Annotated in this window: 13 protein-coding genes; 7 read left to right on the top strand and 6 right to left on the bottom strand. The window is 61.0% G+C overall.

From position 1 onward, the window contains the following. Window positions 1–17: 17 nt before the first annotated feature. The 4 genes from ACOYXI_RS01765 to ACOYXI_RS01750 form a co-directional block, all read right to left on the bottom strand. A complete protein-coding gene (locus ACOYXI_RS01765; RefSeq protein WP_461674200.1) occupies window positions 18–1337 on the bottom strand; it encodes a DUF308 domain-containing protein in 1320 nt (439 codons plus the stop codon). Between the two features lie 94 nt (window positions 1338–1431). Further along, the gene (locus ACOYXI_RS01760) at window positions 1432–5106 is read right to left on the bottom strand and encodes a translocation/assembly module TamB domain-containing protein (RefSeq protein ID WP_461674199.1); all 3675 of its coding nucleotides are present in this window, start codon (window positions 5104–5106) and stop codon (window positions 1432–1434) included. Further along, window positions 5103–6830: an autotransporter assembly complex protein TamA gene (locus tag ACOYXI_RS01755; protein WP_134785984.1), complete on the bottom strand. Its 1728-nt coding sequence runs from the start codon at window positions 6828–6830 to the stop codon at window positions 5103–5105. Before ACOYXI_RS01755 ends, ACOYXI_RS01760 begins: the two co-directional genes overlap by 4 nt. A gap of 66 nt (window positions 6831–6896) precedes the next feature. Next, on the bottom strand, window positions 6897–7547 hold the full coding sequence (locus ACOYXI_RS01750; protein WP_007961094.1) for a GNAT family N-acetyltransferase: 651 nt from the start codon (window positions 7545–7547) through the stop codon (window positions 6897–6899). Window positions 7548–7852: 305 nt separating this feature from the next. Between ACOYXI_RS01750 and xthA the strand changes: the two genes are divergently transcribed. Together xthA and ACOYXI_RS01740 are read left to right on the top strand one after the other, a co-directional pair. Beyond that, window positions 7853–8665, top strand: coding sequence for an exodeoxyribonuclease III (xthA, locus tag ACOYXI_RS01745; protein WP_247842040.1), 813 nt, complete (start codon window positions 7853–7855; stop codon window positions 8663–8665). Between the two features lie 240 nt (window positions 8666–8905). Continuing rightward, window positions 8906–10240 carry a substrate-binding domain-containing protein gene (locus ACOYXI_RS01740; protein ID WP_461674198.1) on the top strand — a complete coding sequence of 445 codons (1335 nt, stop codon included), beginning with the start codon at window positions 8906–8908 and terminating at the stop codon, window positions 10238–10240. A gap of 131 nt (window positions 10241–10371) precedes the next feature. On the opposite strand, the gene ACOYXI_RS01735 is transcribed toward ACOYXI_RS01740, so the two are convergent. Beyond that, complete coding sequence (locus tag ACOYXI_RS01735) at window positions 10372–11601, bottom strand: acyl-CoA dehydrogenase (RefSeq protein WP_003223710.1); 1230 nt, start codon at window positions 11599–11601, stop codon at window positions 10372–10374. Between the two features lie 157 nt (window positions 11602–11758). Between ACOYXI_RS01735 and ACOYXI_RS01730 the strand changes: the two genes are divergently transcribed. The 3 genes from ACOYXI_RS01730 (at window position 11759) to ACOYXI_RS01720 (ending at window position 14308) form a co-directional block, all read left to right on the top strand. After that, complete coding sequence (locus tag ACOYXI_RS01730; protein ID WP_027614626.1) at window positions 11759–12688, top strand: LysR family transcriptional regulator; 930 nt, start codon at window positions 11759–11761, stop codon at window positions 12686–12688. A 178-nt stretch (window positions 12689–12866) separates the two neighbouring features. Next, window positions 12867–13265: a MerR family transcriptional regulator gene (locus ACOYXI_RS01725; RefSeq protein ID WP_098968123.1), complete on the top strand. Its 399-nt coding sequence runs from the start codon at window positions 12867–12869 to the stop codon at window positions 13263–13265. A 143-nt stretch (window positions 13266–13408) separates the two neighbouring features. Continuing rightward, complete coding sequence (locus ACOYXI_RS01720) at window positions 13409–14308, top strand: hydroxymethylglutaryl-CoA lyase (RefSeq protein WP_027614624.1); 900 nt, start codon at window positions 13409–13411, stop codon at window positions 14306–14308. Window positions 14309–14974: 666 nt separating this feature from the next. On the opposite strand, the gene ACOYXI_RS01715 is transcribed toward ACOYXI_RS01720, so the two are convergent. Continuing rightward, entirely contained in the window at window positions 14975–16672 is a 1698-nt protein-coding gene (locus tag ACOYXI_RS01715; RefSeq protein WP_282413893.1) for an AMP-binding protein, read from the bottom strand. Window positions 16673–16970: 298 nt separating this feature from the next. Here ACOYXI_RS01715 and ACOYXI_RS01710 point away from each other — a divergent pair, with 298 nt between their 5' ends. Together ACOYXI_RS01710 and ACOYXI_RS01705 are read left to right on the top strand one after the other, a co-directional pair. Then, window positions 16971–18134, top strand: coding sequence for an isovaleryl-CoA dehydrogenase (locus ACOYXI_RS01710; RefSeq protein ID WP_007961115.1), 1164 nt, complete (start codon window positions 16971–16973; stop codon window positions 18132–18134). Between the two features lie 12 nt (window positions 18135–18146). Beyond that, the gene (locus tag ACOYXI_RS01705) at window positions 18147–19754 is read left to right on the top strand and encodes a carboxyl transferase domain-containing protein (protein WP_210557630.1); all 1608 of its coding nucleotides are present in this window, start codon (window positions 18147–18149) and stop codon (window positions 19752–19754) included. The last annotated feature ends 94 nt before the right edge of the window (window positions 19755–19848 follow it).

The raw sequence follows: 19848 nt of genomic DNA, 5'->3' as shown, positions 1-19848 counted from the left end.
ACTGGGTGTAACGTCGGTCAGGATTTGTCGGAAGGATGCACAGATGGCGGCTGGAGGGGATGCACTTCGCGCCCGCGCAAGGCCGTCAGCGCATAACCGCAAGCGCGTTTGATCACCGCATACATGCTGTGCCAGCCCGGCGGTGCCGGCTCGATGGCGGCATGCAACGCCCGTGCATAATCGAGCACCAGACCGGGCGTCCAGGCCATCACTTCGGCGCGTTTACGCACCTGCGCCGCCACCCAGAACTCGGGGCTGAGGATCACTCTGGCGAAATCGAGCATGCTCGAATGCCCGCGATTCATCGCCCCTTCAAGGGCTGCTTCGAGGCTGTGGGCGACGGCACTCGAGCAGTTGCGGCTGGTGAGGTTGTATGTGCTGTTCTGTCGATACTCAGCCCAGAACGCCTGCAACCGCCGGGCGTCATAGTGAGCAAAACTGACCTGAACCGAAGACGGGCACCAGTCGGCCACCTCCCCCGCATAGTCCGGCAGAAACCGCCCGGCGACATCGTTGTTCGGCGTCGCCCGCAGCAAGCGCACGAAATCCCCCGCCGAACGATCGATGTCGTCCAGCGGGTAATGGCTGATGTAAATCTCCGGGCCACATTCCAGCGCCGCGTGGCCGGCGGAGATCACGCCGTTGATGTCGACCGCGGCGATATAGCGGTTGAGCAGACGGTTGCGCACCAGAGTGTCATCGACGGTGCCGCTGGGGGTCCAGACATGGATCACCAGCGCTGTGCTGGGGGCCGGCCCACCGACCGAGGCCGGACTCGCCAACGGTGGCTGGTGTTTGAAGCGCAGTGACTGGCGCAACAACGCGCAGCCCGAAAGAAAGATGCTCATGCCAATGCAGAAAGGCACCGTGCCCTTATACAACGTCGGATACGGTTCGAGGATGAACAGGCCAAAGGTGATTTCGAACAATCCGGTGAGCAGCGACAATCGCCAACCGACAAAGCGCACCACCACCGCCGCCGCCAGCCGAAAGCCGCCATCGAGCAGAAACGCCACACCGAACAGCACTGCCAGAATCAGGCTGGCGACATGTTGCCGGTCGACGATCAGCAGCCCAAGCAGCAGGAACGCCAGACCGCGCGCCTTGCGCAACGCGGCGGCGGTGCCGGTCTGCGGTGCTGGCACCAGCAGGATAATCAGGGCCTCGAGTAACAGCAGATAGCCAAAGACATGCAGCGGAAAATACAGCACGCCGTCCAGTGCATCGATGAAGATCGCCACCCCGGCCGCGCCCCAGACAATGCCGGTCAGCGCCAGCGTCGACCAACGGTTACGGACAAAGTCATTACCGAGCAAGACAATACTCAAGCGGACCATAGGCGCAACCGGCAAGGTTTTGAGGGCTCGGTGAGTCTAATACATCCTGGAAAAACCGGATCGCAGCGTCACGACCCGGCTATTGGCCCAGTTCTCAGAAATCGCGCTTGTAGAAGATATCCAGCGAACTGGCCACGCCACTCGCCGCCTCGACATATACCTTCTTGCTCAGCTTGTAGCGCAGCGCGATGGTGTTGGCTGGCTCGAACACGCCGACGCCATAACGCAAGCTGAGCTTCTCGGAAATATTACCGCTGGCGACCACGCTGGTGGTGTTGCCGCTGCCTTGGGTGTCGAGCTGGAAGTCCTGAATCCCAAGGTCTTTGGCCAGGCCGCTGGTGACCCCGGAACTGCCCATCAAGCCCAGACCCAACGCCGCTTGCGCGAGCATGTTGTTGTCTTCGCCGTTGGTGCTCAACGGTCGCCCGAGCACCAGATACGACAACGCCTGCTCCTGACTCATCGCCGGTTCAGAGAAGATTTGCGTGGTCGGTTGCTCGGCGCTGCCGCTCAGGCGGATACCGGCGATCACGTCGTCGGTCTGGCGGATCGCTTCGATGTCCAGATACGGCTGATCGATCGGGCCGGCAAACAACAGACGCGCACGGCGCACGTTCAGGCGCTGGCCGTAGGCGCGGTAACGGCCGTCGTTGAGCCACAGCTCGCCACGGGTGTCCATGTTGTCGCCGATGTGCACGTGACCTTGCAGGTTGGCGGTCAGGCCGAACCCGGCGAAGCTCAGTTTGTCTTCGCCGACCACCACGTCGATGTCCATTTTCATCGCCATCGGTGGTTTACCCTCTTCGGTCTGCGCCCCGACGATGATCGTGTCGTCGGAAACCTTTACCGTCGATGGCGGCAGTTCACGCACGGTGATTTCGCCTCGCGGCACCTGTACCTTGCCGGCAATCTTCAGCTCATCGCCGGCCATGGAAATCTTCAGGTCCGGCGCCACTTCAAGCTTGGCGTACGGTTCAACGGTGACCGGCAATTGCGTGCCCTTGAGCGCCAGATCGACTATCAGCGCCTGCCCCCACGCGACGTTGCCATTGAGGCTGCCCTGGCCGGTCTTGCCGCTGTTCCAGCCGCCGTCCAGACGTACCGACTCACCGGCAATCACTGCTTGCAGTTGCAGATCCTTGAGTTCCGTCGGCAGCTCGGCGCCGGAGACTTCGCCGTCACTGAGTTTCACCGTACCGTTGACCAGCGGCGCCAGCAGTCCGCCGGATATCGTGCCGCTGCCGTTGAGGCGCCCGGTCAGTTTCTCGACCATCGGCACAAACGGCCGCGCCACCGACAGGTCCAGCCCGGAGAGACGGAACGAGCCGTTCAGCGGTTTGTTTTTCGGCAACGGATTGAGCTGTGTCTGCACCATCAATTCGCCGAGCTTGCCGCCGACGAAGTTGAGTTCGGTGTCCACGCGCTTCGGTGTGAGTTTGCTGGTGAGCTTCAGGGTCTGGTACGGGAAGTCCAGCCACTGATCCTTTTCCTTCATGCGCAAGGTGCCGCCGCTGGCGTCGACGCTGACCACGCCGTTGGGGCCGCTGGCTGGCAAGTCCAGCTGCAGGTCGGCGTTAAGCTTGCCCTGCCAGGCAAAGTCTTTCGGCAACCATTGCGCCAGGCTTTCGATCGGAAACTGCTTGAGGTGGTAACGCAGTTTCGGCTCCGGCAGCAGGCGCTGATCTTCACCGCACAGACTGGCATTGCCGGACATCCAGCAATGCGCGCCGAAGTTGATCTTGCCGTCGGCGAGGCGTTCGAGTTTGGCCGGATTCTGCAGTTTCCAGTCCTGGCCGCCGGCCTGAATATCGCCGCTGGCCAAACGACCGCGCCAGTTACCCTTGTCCAGATTGCCGTCCAGACCGAGGGCCAGTTTCAGCTTCGGCCCGAGCAGGTCGAGGTTGAGTTTCTGGCTCTTGATGTCGCCCTGCGCGCTGGCGGTCAACACACCGAGGTTGGTGTCGCCGGCCTGAATGCCGCTGCCCTTCAAGTCGATCTTCGCCCGTTGCGCACTGTCGAGCGTGGCGTCGAGGTTGAGGCTTTGTAGACGATTGTCCTGAAACGCCAGTTGCGAACCTTGCAGATCAAGTTTGCCTTGCGGTGCTTTCAGCGTACCGGCAACGTTGACCTGACCCGTGACCTGCCCCCGCAGCTGCGGCCAGAGCTGGGCCAGACGCGTCAGTTTGATGTCGATCTGGCCGGTGAGTTTCTGTTGCAGGCTGCCCTTGCCGCTGATGCTGTTATCGCCGAGGCGGATGTGCAGGGCATTCAGGTTCCACTGCTCACCCGCGCCGTCAGCCTTGGCTTGCAGGATCGCCGGTTGCCCGCGCAATTTGCCTTTGAGGTCGAGATCGGCGGTGAGGCTCAGGCGTTCGTTCTTCATTTCGCCTTTGCTTTTCAGTGGCCCGGCCAAGGTGCCCGGCAGCTCCGCAACCCAGTACGCCGGGTTCAGCGCAGAGAGATCCAGCGCGGTGTCCCAGGCGATGCCATCGGCGAACTGCACGTTGACATGCCCTTCAGCCTTGCCCTGCCCGGCCTGCATTTTCAATTGCGGTAAGGCGATCTGTTTCAGATTGCCGCTGAACGGACTGCTCAAGCTGAACGCCCCCGCCGGGCCATCGAGGTCGGCGGCGAAGTTACCGAGGTACTGACCGTCGGTGTAGGAGACTTCGCCGGTGAAGGTGCGCAAGGCGACTTGCGGCTCGTCGATTTCGTTATACAGCCGATGCCACGGGAAATCCTGCCAGTTGATGTTGGCCTGAGCCGTGAGGCCCTTGCTCCAGTCAACGCTGCCGGTGAGCTTGAGGCTTTGCTTATCGTTGGCCGTCAGGTCGAGGCCGGCGATCTGCGCGCCGCTGGCATCGACCTTACCTTTGAGCAGCAGCGCCACCGGGCCTTTATCGGCGGGCAGCGTGGCATTGCCGTTTAACTGGTAACCGTTTTTCAAGTCACCTTCGCCGGTCAAAACCAGTTGATTGAGTTGCAGAGTGTCCGGCAGATCGGCGCTCGGTTTGAATGCCTCGGAGGTGATACGCACCTTGGCCGGCAGGTTTTCCGCCAGCGGTTGCAGTTCGCCGCTCAACTGGCCGTCGAGGTAGCCAAGGCTATCGGCGTGCAGGTTGAGGGTTTTCAGCAGATCGCCGTCGACTTTCAACGCCAGCGTCCATGGGCCAGTGCCTGGGGACGGCAGGTTCAGGTCACCGGCGATGTTCAGCGGCCAGTTGCCGGTCGGTTGCAGCAGGCCGGAGAGATTCAGGCTGAGGTCGTCGCGCTGCAATTTCACGCTGTCGATCTGCATGCCCTGGGCGGTCCAGTGCGCCGCCAGTTGCAGGCCCTTGAGCTGCTCGCTGCCGTTGAACAACAGGCTGCCGACTTGTACGTCGCCGAGTTCGATGGCCACCGGCAGTTGCAGATCCGGCAGTTTGATCGGGCCGCTTTCAGTGGTTTCTTCACTCGGCGGGAATTGCAGAGTTACCCGATCGGCCTTGAGCTGTTCGATGCACAAAGTCATGCGGGTCAGGCACAGCGGTGACCAGGCGAAGATTGCCTTGTTCAGCTCGACGCGACTGCTGTCCTGCTGCCACAGCAGATGATCGGCGCTCCATTGGCCACCGAGACGGCCCTGGAAATTCTCCACGCTCAAACCCGGCACCAGGCTCAGCGCCCAACGGCTGCCGGCCTGCGTCCCGAGTACCGCGCTGATGCTCAATACAACCAACAGCACCAGCGCCAACAGCGCCAGTGCCGATATTTTCAAACCACGCTTCACAGCTCAGGCCCCATGGAAAAGTGCAGCCGGATGCCGCCGTCGTCGTCCAGCGCGTGGGCCAGGTCGAGGCGGATCGGCCCCACCGGCGAGACCCAGCGCACACCGATACCGACCCCGGTCTTGAGGTTCGGCAGTTCGAGTTTGTTGAAGGAGTTGCCCTGGTCGACGAAGGTCGCGACCCGCCACTTCTCGGCAATCGAATACTGGTACTCGACGCTGCCGGCGACCATGTAGCGTCCGCCAATACGGTCGCCCTTGGAGTTCTCCGGGGACAGACTTTGGTAGTCGTAACCGCGCACGCTCTGATCGCCACCGGCGAAGAAACGCAGGGACGGCGGTACCGAGTTGTAACCATTGGTGGCGCTGCCGCCGACCTGCACCCGACCGAGGAAGCGGTGGTTGTCGAACACCGTGGTCAGGCCTTTGATCAACGCCGTGCCATATAAGAGGTTGTTGTCCGAACCGAGGCCCTCCTTCGCCACCTTGCTTTCAAAGGTCAGGCGATAGCCGTTGTGCGGGTCGATGCGGTTGTCGCTTTTCAGGTACGAGTAACTGATGCCGGGCATCAGCAAGGTACTCAGGCCGGAGTCGTCGCCGAGTTCATATTCTTCGCGCTGCCATTTCAGCGAGATCACTCGCTGCCAGCCGCTGGGCAACTTGCTGTGCCATTCCGGGCCAAACGTCAGCAGCTTGCTCAGGGTGTCGGAGCCGTCGATGTCTTCGTATTGATAACCACCGGCCCAGCGCAGTTTGTCGGTCAGCGGCGGGTCAAGCGGGATGTCATAGAACAATCCGACGTTCTGCCGTGGAGCCGACAACTCGGCTTCCCAGCCGTAACTGTCGCCCTGCGGGTTGACCCAGTGGCGCGTCCAGTTGGCCTTGATCCGCGGGCCGACGTCGGTCGAATAACCGAGGCCCAGGCCCATGGTGCGTGGTTTGCGCGTGTCGAGTTTGACGTCGACCGGGATCACGTCGTTTTTCGCCGCCGTCGGCGCCGCATCGACGCGCACGCCTTCGAAATAGCCACTCGATTGCAGGTCGCGGTTGAGTTCGGCGATCAGCTCGGAGTCATACGGATCGCCAGCCTTGAACGGCACCATGCGTTGCAGCAGGTCTTCGTCGAACGGCGTATCGCCCTCGAAACTGACTTTGCCCAGCGCATAACGCGGGCCGCTGTCGTAGATCAATTCAACGTCGGCCACCCCGGCACGCGGGTCGACCAAAAGTTTCTGGCTGGTGAAATGGCCACTGAAAAAGCCGAAGCGCGAGGCCTGGTTCTGGATCAGGCGTTTGGCGTCTTCATAACGCCCATGGTTGAGCACGGCGCCGGACTTGAGCGTGTCACTGCTCGGCACACGAAAGGATTTGAGGGAGGCGGCAGGCCCGTCGACGCGGATGGTGACGTTGCGCAGACGAATCGGTTCGCCGGGATCGATGTTCAGCACCAGGCGCGGCTTTTCGCCGCCCTTCACGTCACTGTCGATCTGCGGCTGGTAATAACCCAAGGCCTGCGCCGCTTTGCGCGCCTGCTCCTCGGCCCCGCGACTGAAGCGCAGCAAGGCTTGTTCGTCACGATCGCCAAGGCTGCCGATATAACCTTCTATATTGGCCTTGAGTTCATCGTTGGACGGTTTGATCCGCACGTCCAATTCACTTTGCGCCAGCGCCGCGCAGCTGGTTAACAGCATGAGCACGCCACTGGTAAATCTTCCTGGAAACTTCATAGGCGCGGATGCTATCACGGGCTTGGGAGCGTGATAGAACAGGAAATTTCCTGAAAAGTTCTATGGCTAAGCCGTTGCAGTTTGTAACACCTGCGGATTGGCGTGGAAAAACACGTGCTCGCGCACCGGGCCGACGGCCACTTCGCCAATCTCCTCATAACCCTGACGTTTGTAGAATTCCAGGTAGCGCGGGTTGCCGGTGTCGAGCACCACGCCTTGCGAGGTTTCGTCCACTGCGCACCAGTTATGCACGGCGGTCAGCAACTGCTCGCCGAAGTGTTTGCCCTGAAACTGCGGATGAATCCCCAGCAGCGGCAGCATGTGCACCGAATCGCTGGGCACGCAGGCGGCCACCGCATCGTGGTATTCCAGATAACGCCGGGTGCAGCGGAATCCGGTGCTGAGCACCATGCGCAGGCGCCACGCCCAACTTTCGGTGATGCCCAGACGACGCTGCGGCGGTGCGATCAGGGCGATGCCGATCAGCCGGTCGTTGACCAACAGGCCGATGGCCGGCTGATCCTGCAGAAAGTGCTGTTTGACCAGTTCCCGCACCGTGGCCCGCACGCGCTGCTCGTAACCCGGCCGCTCGGCCTCGAACAAGTAACCGAAGGTCGGCTCGTGGCGATAGGCCTGATACAGCAGCGATCGGGCTTCGCGCGAGTAACCGCGGTCGAGCATGTGGATGTCGGCGATGGCGGTCTGGGTTTCAGGCATGACGGTGATTCTCCCCCGGGGCGCGGCTCAAATGACTGCGCTCTTGATGGTACGAACCTTTTGCGGGTGGCGCAGTTCCCCACAGGTATAGACCAAGCCAGACTCTTCATCGACCGGGCGGCCGTCAATCGCGAGCAGGCTCACTCCTACAGGGGTACGCATTCCAAATTGTAGGAGTGAGCCTGCTCGCGATGGCGTCAGCTCGGGCAACCCACATCCCACAGACAAAAATGATTTCTCCCACCCCACACTGGCCCCCATCCCACATGTCAGCTAGCATCGCCCTTTTGCCAGGACTGCCGACCATGAAGATTGTTTCCTTCAACATCAACGGACTGCGCGCCCGTCCGCATCAGCTGGCAGCGCTGATCGAAAAGCATCAGCCGGACGTGATCGGCCTGCAGGAAACCAAGGTCCACGACGACCAGTTCCCACTGGAAGAAGTGCGTGCGCTGGGCTACCACGTTTATTTCCACGGTCAGAAAGGCCATTACGGCGTCGCGCTGCTGTCGCGCAAAGAACCGCTTGCGATCCACAAAGGCTTCGCCAGCGATGAAGAAGACGCACAGCGCCGCTTTATCTGGGGCACCTTCGCCGACGCCAATGGCGTGCCGGTGACCATCATGAACGGCTACTTCCCGCAGGGCGAAAGCCGCGACCACCCGACCAAATTCCCGGCCAAGCAACGCTTTTACAGCGACCTGCAAACCCTGCTGGAAAGCCAGTTTCACAACGAGCAGCCGCTGGTGGTGATGGGTGATGTGAACATTTCCCCGGAGGACTGCGACATCGGCATCGGCCCGGACAACATGAAGCGCTGGTTGAAAACTGGCAAATGCAGCTTCCTGCCGGAAGAGCGCGAGTGGATGGCCCGCCTGAAAAACTGGGGCCTGACCGACAGCTATCGCCACTTGAACCCGGACGTGACCGACATGTTCAGCTGGTTCGACTATCGCAGCCGTGGTTTTGAAGACGAACCGAAGCGCGGGCTGCGCATCGACGTGATCCTGGCGTCCCATGGTTTGCTGCCAAGGGTCAAGGATGCGGGCGTGGACTATGAACTGCGCGGCATGGAAAAACCGTCGGATCATGCGCCGATCTGGCTTGAGTTGAGCTGATTCACAACGCTTCTCCCTGTAGGAGTGAGCCTGTGGTGAGGGGATTTATCCCCGATGGGCTGCGAAGCGGCCCCAGTCGTCTCTAATAGATCGAAATGAAGATTTTGGGTCGGCTTCGCCAACCATCGGGGATAAATCCCCTCACCACAGGCTCACTCCTACATTGGATCACTGTCATGTTTTGGTCATGCGCCTGACTTAATCTCCCCGGCAATCCCCTTGGCTTGATTCGGTGCCGGCATGATCCTGCGTGTTCTGTTCGCTTTTCTGTCGAGTGCATGGCTGACGGTCAGTGCCGCCGCCCTGCCCATCCCTGAAAACGGCCCGGCTTTGCGCATTCAGGGTTCCAACACCATCGGCGCCGATCTCGGCCCGGCGCTGGTCGAAGGCTTTCTACAGGACCAGGGCCTGCTGAAAGTTCACCGCGAGAACCCCGACGCCGCCAACGAACAACACATCGTCGGCCAGACTGCCCAAGGCAAACGGGTGGTGATTGAAGTCGCCGCCCACGGTTCCAGCACCGGATTCACCGCGCTGAAAAGCGCCAGTGCCGACCTCGCCGCCTCCTCCCGCCCGATCAAGGACAGCGAACTGCTCAGCCTGCAAGCGCTCGGCGATCTGAAAAGCGCCGCCGCCGAGCAGGTGATTGCCATCGACGGTCTGGCGATCATCCTTCACCCCGACAACCCACTGCAGCAACTGGACACCGAGCAACTGGCGCGGATCTTCAGCGGTGAGGTGAAAACCTGGGAAGACCTCGGCGGTCGCGGCGGCGCGATTCATTTATATGCGCGGGATGATCAGTCCGGCACTTACGACACGTTCAAGGAACTGGTGCTGGGTCGGCGTGGGAAAAGTCTGAGTTCCAGTGCGAAACGCTTCGAATCCAGCGAGCAATTGTCCGACGCGGTGAGCAGTGATCCGCAGGGTATCGGTTTTATTGGTCTGCCTTATGTGCGCCAAGCCAAAGCCGTGGCAATCGCCGATGGCGCATCGCAATCGATGTTGCCGCTCAACAGCCTGATTGCCACTGAGGACTATCCGCTGTCGCGGCGCCTGTTCTTTTATCTGCCGCCGGGCAACCAGAATCCGTGGGCATCGGCACTGGTGGCGTTTGCGCAAAGCCCACAGGGCCAGAAGATTGTCGCGGCCAACGGCTTCATCAGCCAGACCGTGCACGCGATGACCGTGACCCCGAATGTGCTGATGCCCGAGGGTTATCAATCCCTCAGCCGCCATGCCCAGCGTCTGACAGTGAACTTCCGCTTCGAAGAAGGCAGCGCCAGTCTCGACAACAAGGCGCGGCTGGATCTGGCGCGGGTGCTCGACTATATACAGCGCCACGACAAGACCGAGCGCGCGGTGACGCTGGTGGGGTTTGGCGACGAGAAAGACGATCCGGCCCGCGCCGACCTGCTGTCAAAGCTGCGGGCGATGGCGGTGCGCCGTGAATTGGTGAAGAACGGCGTGGTGATGCGCGAAGTGCGCGGGTTTGGCGCGTTGATGCCGGTGGCGGCGAACAGTGCGGATGAAGGCAGGATCAAGAATCGGCGGGTTGAGGTTTGGGTGTACTGAATCTGATGCAGGTGTGCTGGATGCATGGGCCCCTTCGCGAGCAAGCCCGCTCCCACTTTTGATCGCATTCTTCCAGTCGGGATGCGGTCGAATGTGGGAGCGGGCTTGCTCGCGAAGCCGGCGACGCGGTCTTAATGACCGCTGCGCAGCATTTCCTTCGGCACGTACTTGCCGATCTCGAACTTGCCGATCGCCGCGCGGTGCACTTCGTCCGGGCCGTCGGCCAGGCGCAGGGTGCGCTGCATGGCGTACATGTAGGCCAGCGGGAAATCGTTGGAGACCCCGGCGCCGCCGTGAATCTGGATCGCCCGGTCGATCACCCGCAGCGCCACGTTCGGTGCGACGACCTTGATCTGCGCGATCTCGCTCTTCGCTACTTTGTTGCCGACGGTGTCCATCATGTACGCCGCTTTCAGGGTCAGCAGGCGTGCCATGTCAATTTCCATGCGCGAGTCGGCGATTTTGTCGACGTTACCGCCCAGACGCGCCAGCGGTTTGCCGAACGCGGTGCGGCTCACCGAGCGTTTGCACATCAATTCCAGCGCACGTTCAGCCATGCCGATCGAGCGCATGCAGTGGTGAATCCGCCCTGGACCTAGGCGACCCTGAGCTATTTCGAAGCCGCGACCTTCGCCGAGCAGGACGTTTTCGTACGGCACGCGCACGTTGTCGAACAACACTTCGGCGTGGCCGTGCGGTGCATCGTCGTAGCCGAATACCGGCAGCGGGCGGACGATTTTCACCCCGGGGGTGTCGACCGGCACGAGGATCATCGAGTGCTGCGCATGGCGCGGTGCGTCGGGGTTGCTCAGGCCCATGAAGATCAGAATCTTGCAGCGCGGATCGCAGGCGCCGGAAGTCCACCACTTCTTGCCGTTGATCACCCACTCATCGCCATCACGCACGGCGCGGGCGGCCATGTTGGTGGCATCTGACGAGGCCACGTCCGGCTCGGTCATGGCGAACGCCGAGCGAATCTCGCCGCGCAACAGCGGTTCGAGCCAGCGCTGTTTCTGCTCTTCGTTGGCGTAGCGCACCAGCACTTCCATGTTGCCGGTGTCCGGCGCCGAGCAGTTGAACGGCTCCGGCCCCAGCAGCGAACGGCCCATGATTTCTGCCAGCGGTGCGTATTCAAGGTTGGTCAGACCGGCGCCGAGTTCCGACTCAGGCAGGAACAGATTCCACAGCCCTTCAGCCTTGGCCTTGGCTTTGAGCTCTTCCATGATCGCGGTCGGCTGCCAGCGATCACCCTCGGCAACCTGGCGTTCGAACACGGCTTCGGCCGGGTAAACGTAAGTGTCCATGAACGCGGTCACGCGCTCACGCAGTTCTTGCACCTTGGGCGAATAAGCGAAATCCATGAGCAATTACCTTCTTTAGGCAGAGGTTGTTCAGATCATGCAATCGATGCTAGAACAGCGCTGATAATTTACCTAGCCTATTCTCGGCGTGTATAAACATTCATCACCGATATATGATCCGCTGATCGTCAGCCCCTAGAACAAGAGAAGCCGCGTTATGAATCTGAGTAAGGTCGACCTCAACCTTTTCATCGTCTTCGACGCGATTTACACCGAAGCCAACCTGACCCGCGCCGGGCAGATTGTCGGGATTACCCAGCCGGCGGTGTCCAACGCGCTGGCGCGGTTGCGCGAGACCTTCAACGATCCGCTGTTCGTGCGCACCGCCCAGGGCATGGTGCCGACGCCGATGGCACAGAACATCATCGGCCCGGTGCGCAACGCGCTGTCGCTGCTGCGGGTGTCGGTCCAGGAGAGCCGGATTTTCAACCCGGCGCAGGCGGTGAAGACTTATCGCATCAGCATGACCGACCTCACTGAAGCAGTGATTCTGCCGCCGCTGTTCCAGCGTTTGCGGCGTCTGGCGCCGACGGTGATCATTGAAAGTTTCCTGTCGAAACGCCGCGAGACCACCAAGGAACTGGCGGCCGGACGCCTGGATTTTGCCGTCGATGCCCCGCTCAACACCGACCCGCAGGTGCGCCACGTCAAGCTGATGGAAGACCGTTACGTCTGTGCGATGCGCAAGGGCCATCCGCTGGCGGGCAAGGAGAAACTGTCGCTGGATGACTATCTGTCGCTGACCCACATCCATATCTCCAGTCGCCGCAGCGGGCTGGGCTATGTGGATCTGGCGCTGGGCAAAATGGGCATTCAGCGCAAGATCGCCCTGCGCTCGCAGCATTATCTGATGGCGTCGCAGGTCATGCAGCAGACCGACATGGTGATGACGGTGCCCGAGCGCTTTGCCCGGCGTAATGACTTGCATGCGTTCAACCTGCCGGTCAACGACGTGCCGCCGCTGGAGACTCACCTGTACTGGCATGAAAGCACCGACCAGGACCCGGCCAATCGCTGGATGCGCGAGCAGATCATCGAGTTGTGCCAGCAGGTGGCAGCGCAGGAGAAGAAGCTGGACAAGGTGTAAGTCTTTGCACCGAGTCGCTGGCATCGCGAGCAGGCTCACTCCTACATACGACCGCGTTTCAATTGTAGGAGTGAGCCTGCTCGCGATGAGGCCCACAAGAACACCGCAGATCATCCTTCTTGACGTAAACGTCAACTCGCCATTAGCTTAGCGCCAAGACCTTTTTCCGAGCGCTTTCATGAGCAGCCAGACCTACAGCATTTCCGACCTCGCCCGCGAGCTGGACATCACCACCCGGGCGATCCGCTTTTACGAAGAACAAGGCTTGCTCAGCCCTGAGCGCCGTGGCCAGGAACGCATCTACTCGCCGCGCGACAAGGTCAGCCTGAAGCTGATCCTGCGTGGCAAGCGCATCGGCTTTTCGTTGGCCGAATGCCGCGAATTGATCGAACTCTACGACCCGTCCAGCGGTAACACCAAACAGCTCAACAGCATGCTGGCGAAAATCAGCGAACGCCGCGAACAGCTTGAGCAGCAGTTGCTCGACATCGAACAGATGAAGCTGGAACTCGACACCGCTGAAGAGCGCTGCGTGCAGGCGTTGGAGCAGACGCTCAAGGGCCAGCAGGCGAGCTAGTAAACAACACAAATCCCTTGTAGGAGTGAGCCTGCTCGCGATAGCGGTGTGTCAGTCGAGCAAATATTAACTGACTCACCGCTATCGCGAGCAGGCTCACTCCTACAGGGGATCTCCTCGAATCCAGAAGAGCAGGTCAACCCATGTCCCTCCCCTCCCAAGTACGCCTGATCGAAGTCGGCCCGCGCGATGGCCTGCAGAACGAAGCCCAACCGATCAGCGTGGCTGACAAGGTGCAACTGGTCGACGCCCTGAGCGCCGCCGGCCTTGGTTATATCGAAGTCGGCAGTTTTGTCTCGCCGAAATGGGTGCCGCAGATGGCCGGATCCGCCGAAGTGTTTGCGCAGATCCAGCGCAAACCCGGTGTGACCTACGGCGCACTGGCGCCGAACCTGCGCGGATTTGAAGATGCGCTGGCTGCCGGCGTGAAAGAAGTCGCGGTGTTCGCTGCGGCGTCCGAGGCGTTCTCGCAGCGCAACATCAACTGCTCGATCAGCGAAAGCCTGGCGCGCTTCGCACCGATCATGGAGGCCGCGAAACAGCACGGCGTTACCGTGCGCGGTTACGTGTCCTGCGTGCTCGGTTGCCCTTATGAAGGCGAGGTCGCACCGGAACAAGTGGCGATGGTCGCCCGCGAGTTGTATGCGATGGGCTGCTACGAAGTGTCCCTCGGCGACACCATCGGCACCGGCACCGCCGGCGCGACCCGGCGGTTGTTCGAAGTGGTGTCGGCGCAAGTGCCACGGGAAAAACTCGCCGGGCACTTCCACGACACCTACGGCCAGGCGATGGCCAACATCTATGCCAGCCTGCTGGAAGGCATCGCGGTGTTCGACAGCTCTATCGCCGGCCTCGGCGGCTGCCCGTACGCCAAAGGCGCGAGCGGTAACGTCGCCACCGAAGACGTGGTGTACCTGCTCAACGGCCTGGGCATCGAGACCGGTATCGACCTCGACGCCCTGATTGCGGCGGGTCAGCAGATCAGCGCGGTGCTCGGTCGCCCGAGCGGTTCGCGTGTGGCCAAGGCCCGTAACGCCCAGTGAGGGCGAAGGTGTTACCGCTGTGTCCGAAACGCGGGCGTAGTCGAGTAACACGGAAACAAATTGTCTGGTTTGCCCTGAAGGAAAAATCCTTCAAAAATCTCAAGGCATTGATTTACAAGGGATTTAAAAAGTTGGCACGGCTTCTGCTATCTCTATGGCATAACAAGAATAAAAAGCAGCAAACCAATAAAAATAAGACGTACCGACTCTGACATAACAAAAACAACACGGCAGAGACGCAGCTAACAGATTTTTTTGGAGAAGGTGTGCTTTTCAGGGTGCTCTCAGGAGTGACCCGCAACCGGGCAGAGAACAATAAAACTACCTTCAGGTAGCTCCCGAATCGGTTGGATCGTTTAACGAGAAAGCAGATCAGCGCTCAAAAAAATACGTTTGCTCTTGACCCCGGATGGGGGTCGCCAAAAACAGCGGTAAAGGGCCACGGTTGCCAAAAACAACAACAGACCGCCCCTCAATAATAAAAAAGAGCACGCGACGACAAAATTAAAGGGGAGCTTCGGCTCCCCTTTGTGCTTTCTGTGATTCCTGAAAACATCACAGATTCCCTGTGGGAGCGGGCTTGCTCGCGAATGCTGAGTGTCAGGCGACAAATTTGTATCTGATACACCGCATTCGCGAGCAAGCCCGCTCCCACATTTGATTGTGTCAGGCCTGCTTTTCGCGGAGCTCCTCGATACTGATCTCACGCATCCGAAATTTCTGGATCTTGCCCGTCACCGTCATCGGAAACTCCTCCACAAACTTGAAGTAACGCGGCGTCTTGAAGTGGGCGATGCGCTCCTTGCACCAGGTTTGCAGTTCCAGTTCCGAGGCACTGTGGCCGGGATGGAATTTGATCCAGGCGACAATCTCCTCGCCGTAACGCGAGCACGGAATGCCGATCACTTGTACGTCCGCCACCGCCGGGTGGGTGAAGAAAAACTCTTCCAGCTCACGCGGATAAACGTTCTCGCCACCACGGATGATCATGTCCTTGTTGCGCCCGGCGATGTTCACGTAACCCTCATCGTTCATGCTCGCCAGATCGCCGGTGTGCATCCAGCCGGCCTCGTCGATGGCTTCGGCCGTGGCTTGCGGGTTGCTCCAGTAACCGAGCATCACACTGTAACCGCGGGTGCACAGCTCACCGATGGTGCCGCGCGGCACCAGGTTGCCCGCCTCGTCGATGATTTTGCTTTCCAGTTGCGGCTGGGTGCGGCCGACGGTGGTGACGCGCAGTTCCAGCTCATCGTTCGGCCCGGTCTGCAGCGACACCGGACTGGTCTCGGTCATGCCGTAGGCAATCTGCACTTCGCTCATGTGCATCTCGCTGATGACCCGGCGCATTACCTCGATCGGGCAAGTGGCGCCGGCCATGATCCCGGTGCGCAGGGTCGACAAGTCGAACTCGGCCCGCTGCGGCTGATCGAGCATGGCGATGAACATGGTTGGCACACCGTACAGGCCGGTGGCTTGTTCTTCGGCGACAGTTTGCAGGGTCAGCAGCGGGTCGAACGCGTCGTTGGGATAAATCATGGTGCTGGCGTGGGTGATGCAGCCGAGGTTGCCCATGACCATGCCGAAGCAGTGATACAGCGGCACGGGGATCACCAGGCGGTCGCTCGGGGTCAGGCCGATGCTTTCGCCGACCATGTAACCGTTGTTGAGGATGTTGTAGTGACTGAGGGTCGCGCCCTTGGGGAAACCGGTGGTGCCGGAGGTGTACTGGATGTTCACCGGTTGATCGAAGTGCAGACTGTCGCTGCGTTCACGCAGTTGTTCGGGCGAAACTCTGCTCGCCAGATCGGCCAGTTGCGACCACGGCAGGAAGCCCGACGGTGGCTGTGCGTCGAGGCTGATCACCCCGCGCAAATCCGCCAGACGTTCGCTGCACAAATGGCCAATGGATTGCTCTGCGAGTTCCGGTACCAGCCCTTGCAGCATGGCGTGGTAGTTGGAGGACTTGAAAGCGCCGGCGCACACCAGCCACTGGCAACCGGACTGCTTGAGCACGTATTCCAGTTCGGAGCTGCGGTAGGCCGGGTTGATGTTGACCAGGATCACGCCGAGCTTCGCCGTGGCGATTTGCGTGATGCACCACTGTGCACAGTTCGGCGCCCAGATACCGAGCCGATCTCCCGCCTGCAAACCCAGCGCCAGCAAGGCTCTGGCGTGCAGGTCGACGCTATCGGCCAGTTGCTGCCAGGTATAACGCAACTGCTGATGCCTTACGACCAGCGCCTCGCCGTGTGGGTGTTGCGCGACAGTCTGATCGAACTTCTGCCCGATGGTCATCGCCAGCAAGGCTTTTTCCTGGGAGCCTCGGGTATAGCTGCGCTGCGGGTTTGCACTGGGTTGATCCATGATGACCCCTATTGTCTTTATTAGTGGGTTTACCGGGATTTTGCTTCGGGTGGGAGCGGGCTTGCTCGCGAATGGGGAGGATCAGTCGCCAGATGTATAGGCTGACACACTGCATTCGCGAGCAAGCCCGCTCCCACCAAAAGCACTCCGCTTCAATCCTGAACTGGTCCTACTCTCGCCTATGTTGACGTTAACGTAAAGGGTGATTGACAGCCATTCGTCACAGGCTTACGTTAACGTAAAGGTGAGAGCCGTTCGACCGCCCTCCCCACCCTACAAAAAAGCCAAAAGGTGACCCATGAGCTACCCATCCCTGAACTTCGCCCTCGGTGAAACCATCGACATGCTGCGCGATCAGGTTCAGTCCTTCGTCGCCGATCAGATCGCCCCACGCGCCGCGCAGATCGACCGCGACAACCTGTTCCCGGCCGACATGTGGCGCAAATTCGGTGACATGGGCCTGCTCGGCATCACCGTGCCGGAAGAGTACGGCGGCGCGGGCCTGGGTTACCTGGCGCACGTGGTGGCGATGGAAGAAATCAGCCGCGGCTCGGCTTCCGTGGCGCTGTCCTACGGCGCGCACTCCAATCTCTGCGTCAACCAGATCAACCGCAACGGCAACCACGAACAGAAATCCAAATACCTGCCGAAGCTGATCAGCGGCGAACACGTTGGTGCACTCGCCATGAGCGAGCCGAACGCCGGTTCCGACGTGGTTTCGATGAAACTGCGCGCCGACAAACGCGGCGACCGCTTCGTGCTCAATGGCAGCAAGACCTGGATCACCAACGGCCCCGACGCCAACACCTACGTGATCTACGCCAAGACCGACCTGGAAAAAGGCCCGCACGGCATCACCGCGTTCATCGTCGAGCGCGACTGGAAAGGCTTCAGCCGCAGCAACAAGTTCGACAAGCTCGGCATGCGCGGTTCCAACACCTGCGAGCTGTTCTTCGATGACGTCGAAGTGCCAGAAGAAAATATCCTCGGCGTGCTCAATGGCGGCGTGAAAGTGCTGATGAGCGGCCTCGATTACGAGCGCGTCGTACTGTCCGGCGGCCCGACCGGGATCATGCAGTCGTGCATGGACCTGATCGTGCCGTACATCCACGATCGCAAGCAGTTCGGCCAGAGCATCGGCGAATTCCAGCTGATCCAGGGCAAAGTCGCCGACATGTACACCCAGCTCAACGCCAGCCGCGCCTACCTGTATGCAGTCGCTCAGGCCTGCGAGCGTGGCGAAACCACGCGCAAGGACGCCGCCGGGGTGATCCTCTACACCGCCGAGCGCGCCACGCAAATGGCCCTCGACGCGATCCAGATTCTTGGCGGCAACGGCTACATCAACGAATTCCCGGCCGGACGTCTGCTGCGTGACGCCAAGCTGTACGAAATCGGCGCCGGCACCAGTGAGATCCGGCGCATGCTGATCGGCCGCGAACTGTTCAACGAAACCCGCTAAACGGAGCTGCACATGGCTATCCTGCATACCCAGCTCAACCCCCGCTCAGCGGAGTTCGCCGCCAACAGCGCGGCGATGCTTGAACAGGTGGACGCGCTGCACACCCTGCTCGCCCAAGTGGCGCTGGGCGGCGGCGCGAAAGCCCAGGAACGTCACACCTCGCGGGGCAAGTTGCTGCCGCGCGAACGCATCAACCGCCTGCTCGATCCGGGCTCGCCGTTTCTCGAGATCAGCCAGCTCGCCGCCCACGCCGTGTACGGCGAAGACGTGCCAGCCGCCGGGGTGATTGCCGGGATCGGCCGGGTCGAAGGCGTCGAGTGCATGATCGTCGCCAACGACGCGACGGTGAAAGGTGGCTCGTACTACCCGCTGACCGTGAAAAAACACCTGCGCGCGCAGACCATCGCCCAGCAGAACCGCCTGCCGTGCATCTATCTGGTGGACTCGGGCGGCGCCAATCTGCCGCGTCAGGACGAAGTGTTCCCGGATCGCGAGCACTTTGGCCGGATCTTCTTCAACCAGGCCAACATGAGCGCGATGGGCATTCCGCAGATCGCCGTGGTCATGGGCTCCTGCACCGCAGGCGGTGCCTATGTGCCGGCGATGGCGGACGAAGCAATCATGGTGCGCAATCAGGCGACGATCTTCCTCGCCGGCCCACCGCTGGTGAAAGCCGCGACCGGTGAAGTGGTCAGCGCAGAAGACCTCGGCGGTGCCGACGTGCACTGCAAGATTTCCGGCGTGGCCGACCATTACGCCGAGAGCGACGAACACGCCCTCGCCCTCGCCCGCCGCAGCGTCGCCAACCTCAACTGGCGCAAGCTCGGCGAAGTGCAGCAGCGCACGCCGATTGCGCCGCTGTACGCCAGCGACGAGTTATATGGCGTGGTTTCGGCCGACGCCAAACAGCCATTCGACGTGCGCGAAGTGATTGCGCGGCTGGTCGACGGTTCGGTGTTCGATGAATTCAAGGCGCTGTTCGGCACCACGCTGGTCTGCGGTTTTGCGCACCTGCATGGCTACCCGATCGCGATCCTCGCCAACAACGGCATCCTCTTCGCCGAAGCCGCGCAAAAAGGCGCGCACTTCATCGAGCTGGCCTGCCAGCGCGGCATTCCGCTGCTGTTCCTGCAGAACATCACCGGGTTCATGGTCGGCCAGAAATACGAGGCCGGCGGCATCGCCAAGCACGGCGCGAAACTGGTGACCGCCGTGGCCTGCGCCAAAGTGCCGAAATTCACCGTGATCATCGGCGGTAGCTTCGGCGCCGGTAACTACGGCATGTGCGGGCGCGCTTACGATCCGCGTTTCCTGTGGATGTGGCCGAATGCGCGCATCGGCGTGATGGGCGCAGAGCAGGCTGCGGGCGTGTTGGTGCAAGTCAAGCGCGAGCAGGCCGAACGCAGCGGCCAGACCTTCAGCGCCGCGCAGGAAGCCGAGATCAAGCAACCGATCCTCGACCAGTACGAAGAGCAGGGTCACCCCTACTACTCCAGCGCACGCCTGTGGGACGACGGCGTCATCGACCCGGCGCAGACCCGCGATGTGCTGGCCCTGGCCTTGTCCGCGTCGTTGAACGCGCCTATCGAACCGAGCCGCTTCGGCGTGTTCCGGATGTGATGCTTTTTTGTGGGAGCGGGCTTGCTCGCGAAAGCGGTGTATCAGTCGACGTATCCGCAACTGACAGACCGTCTTCGCGAGCAAGCCCGCTCCC

It is taken from the genome of Pseudomonas sp. G3-19, from assembly GCF_054855875.1.
The sequence above is the reverse complement of the archived record's forward strand: the minus strand, read 5'-3'. Positions and strand labels throughout refer to the sequence as shown.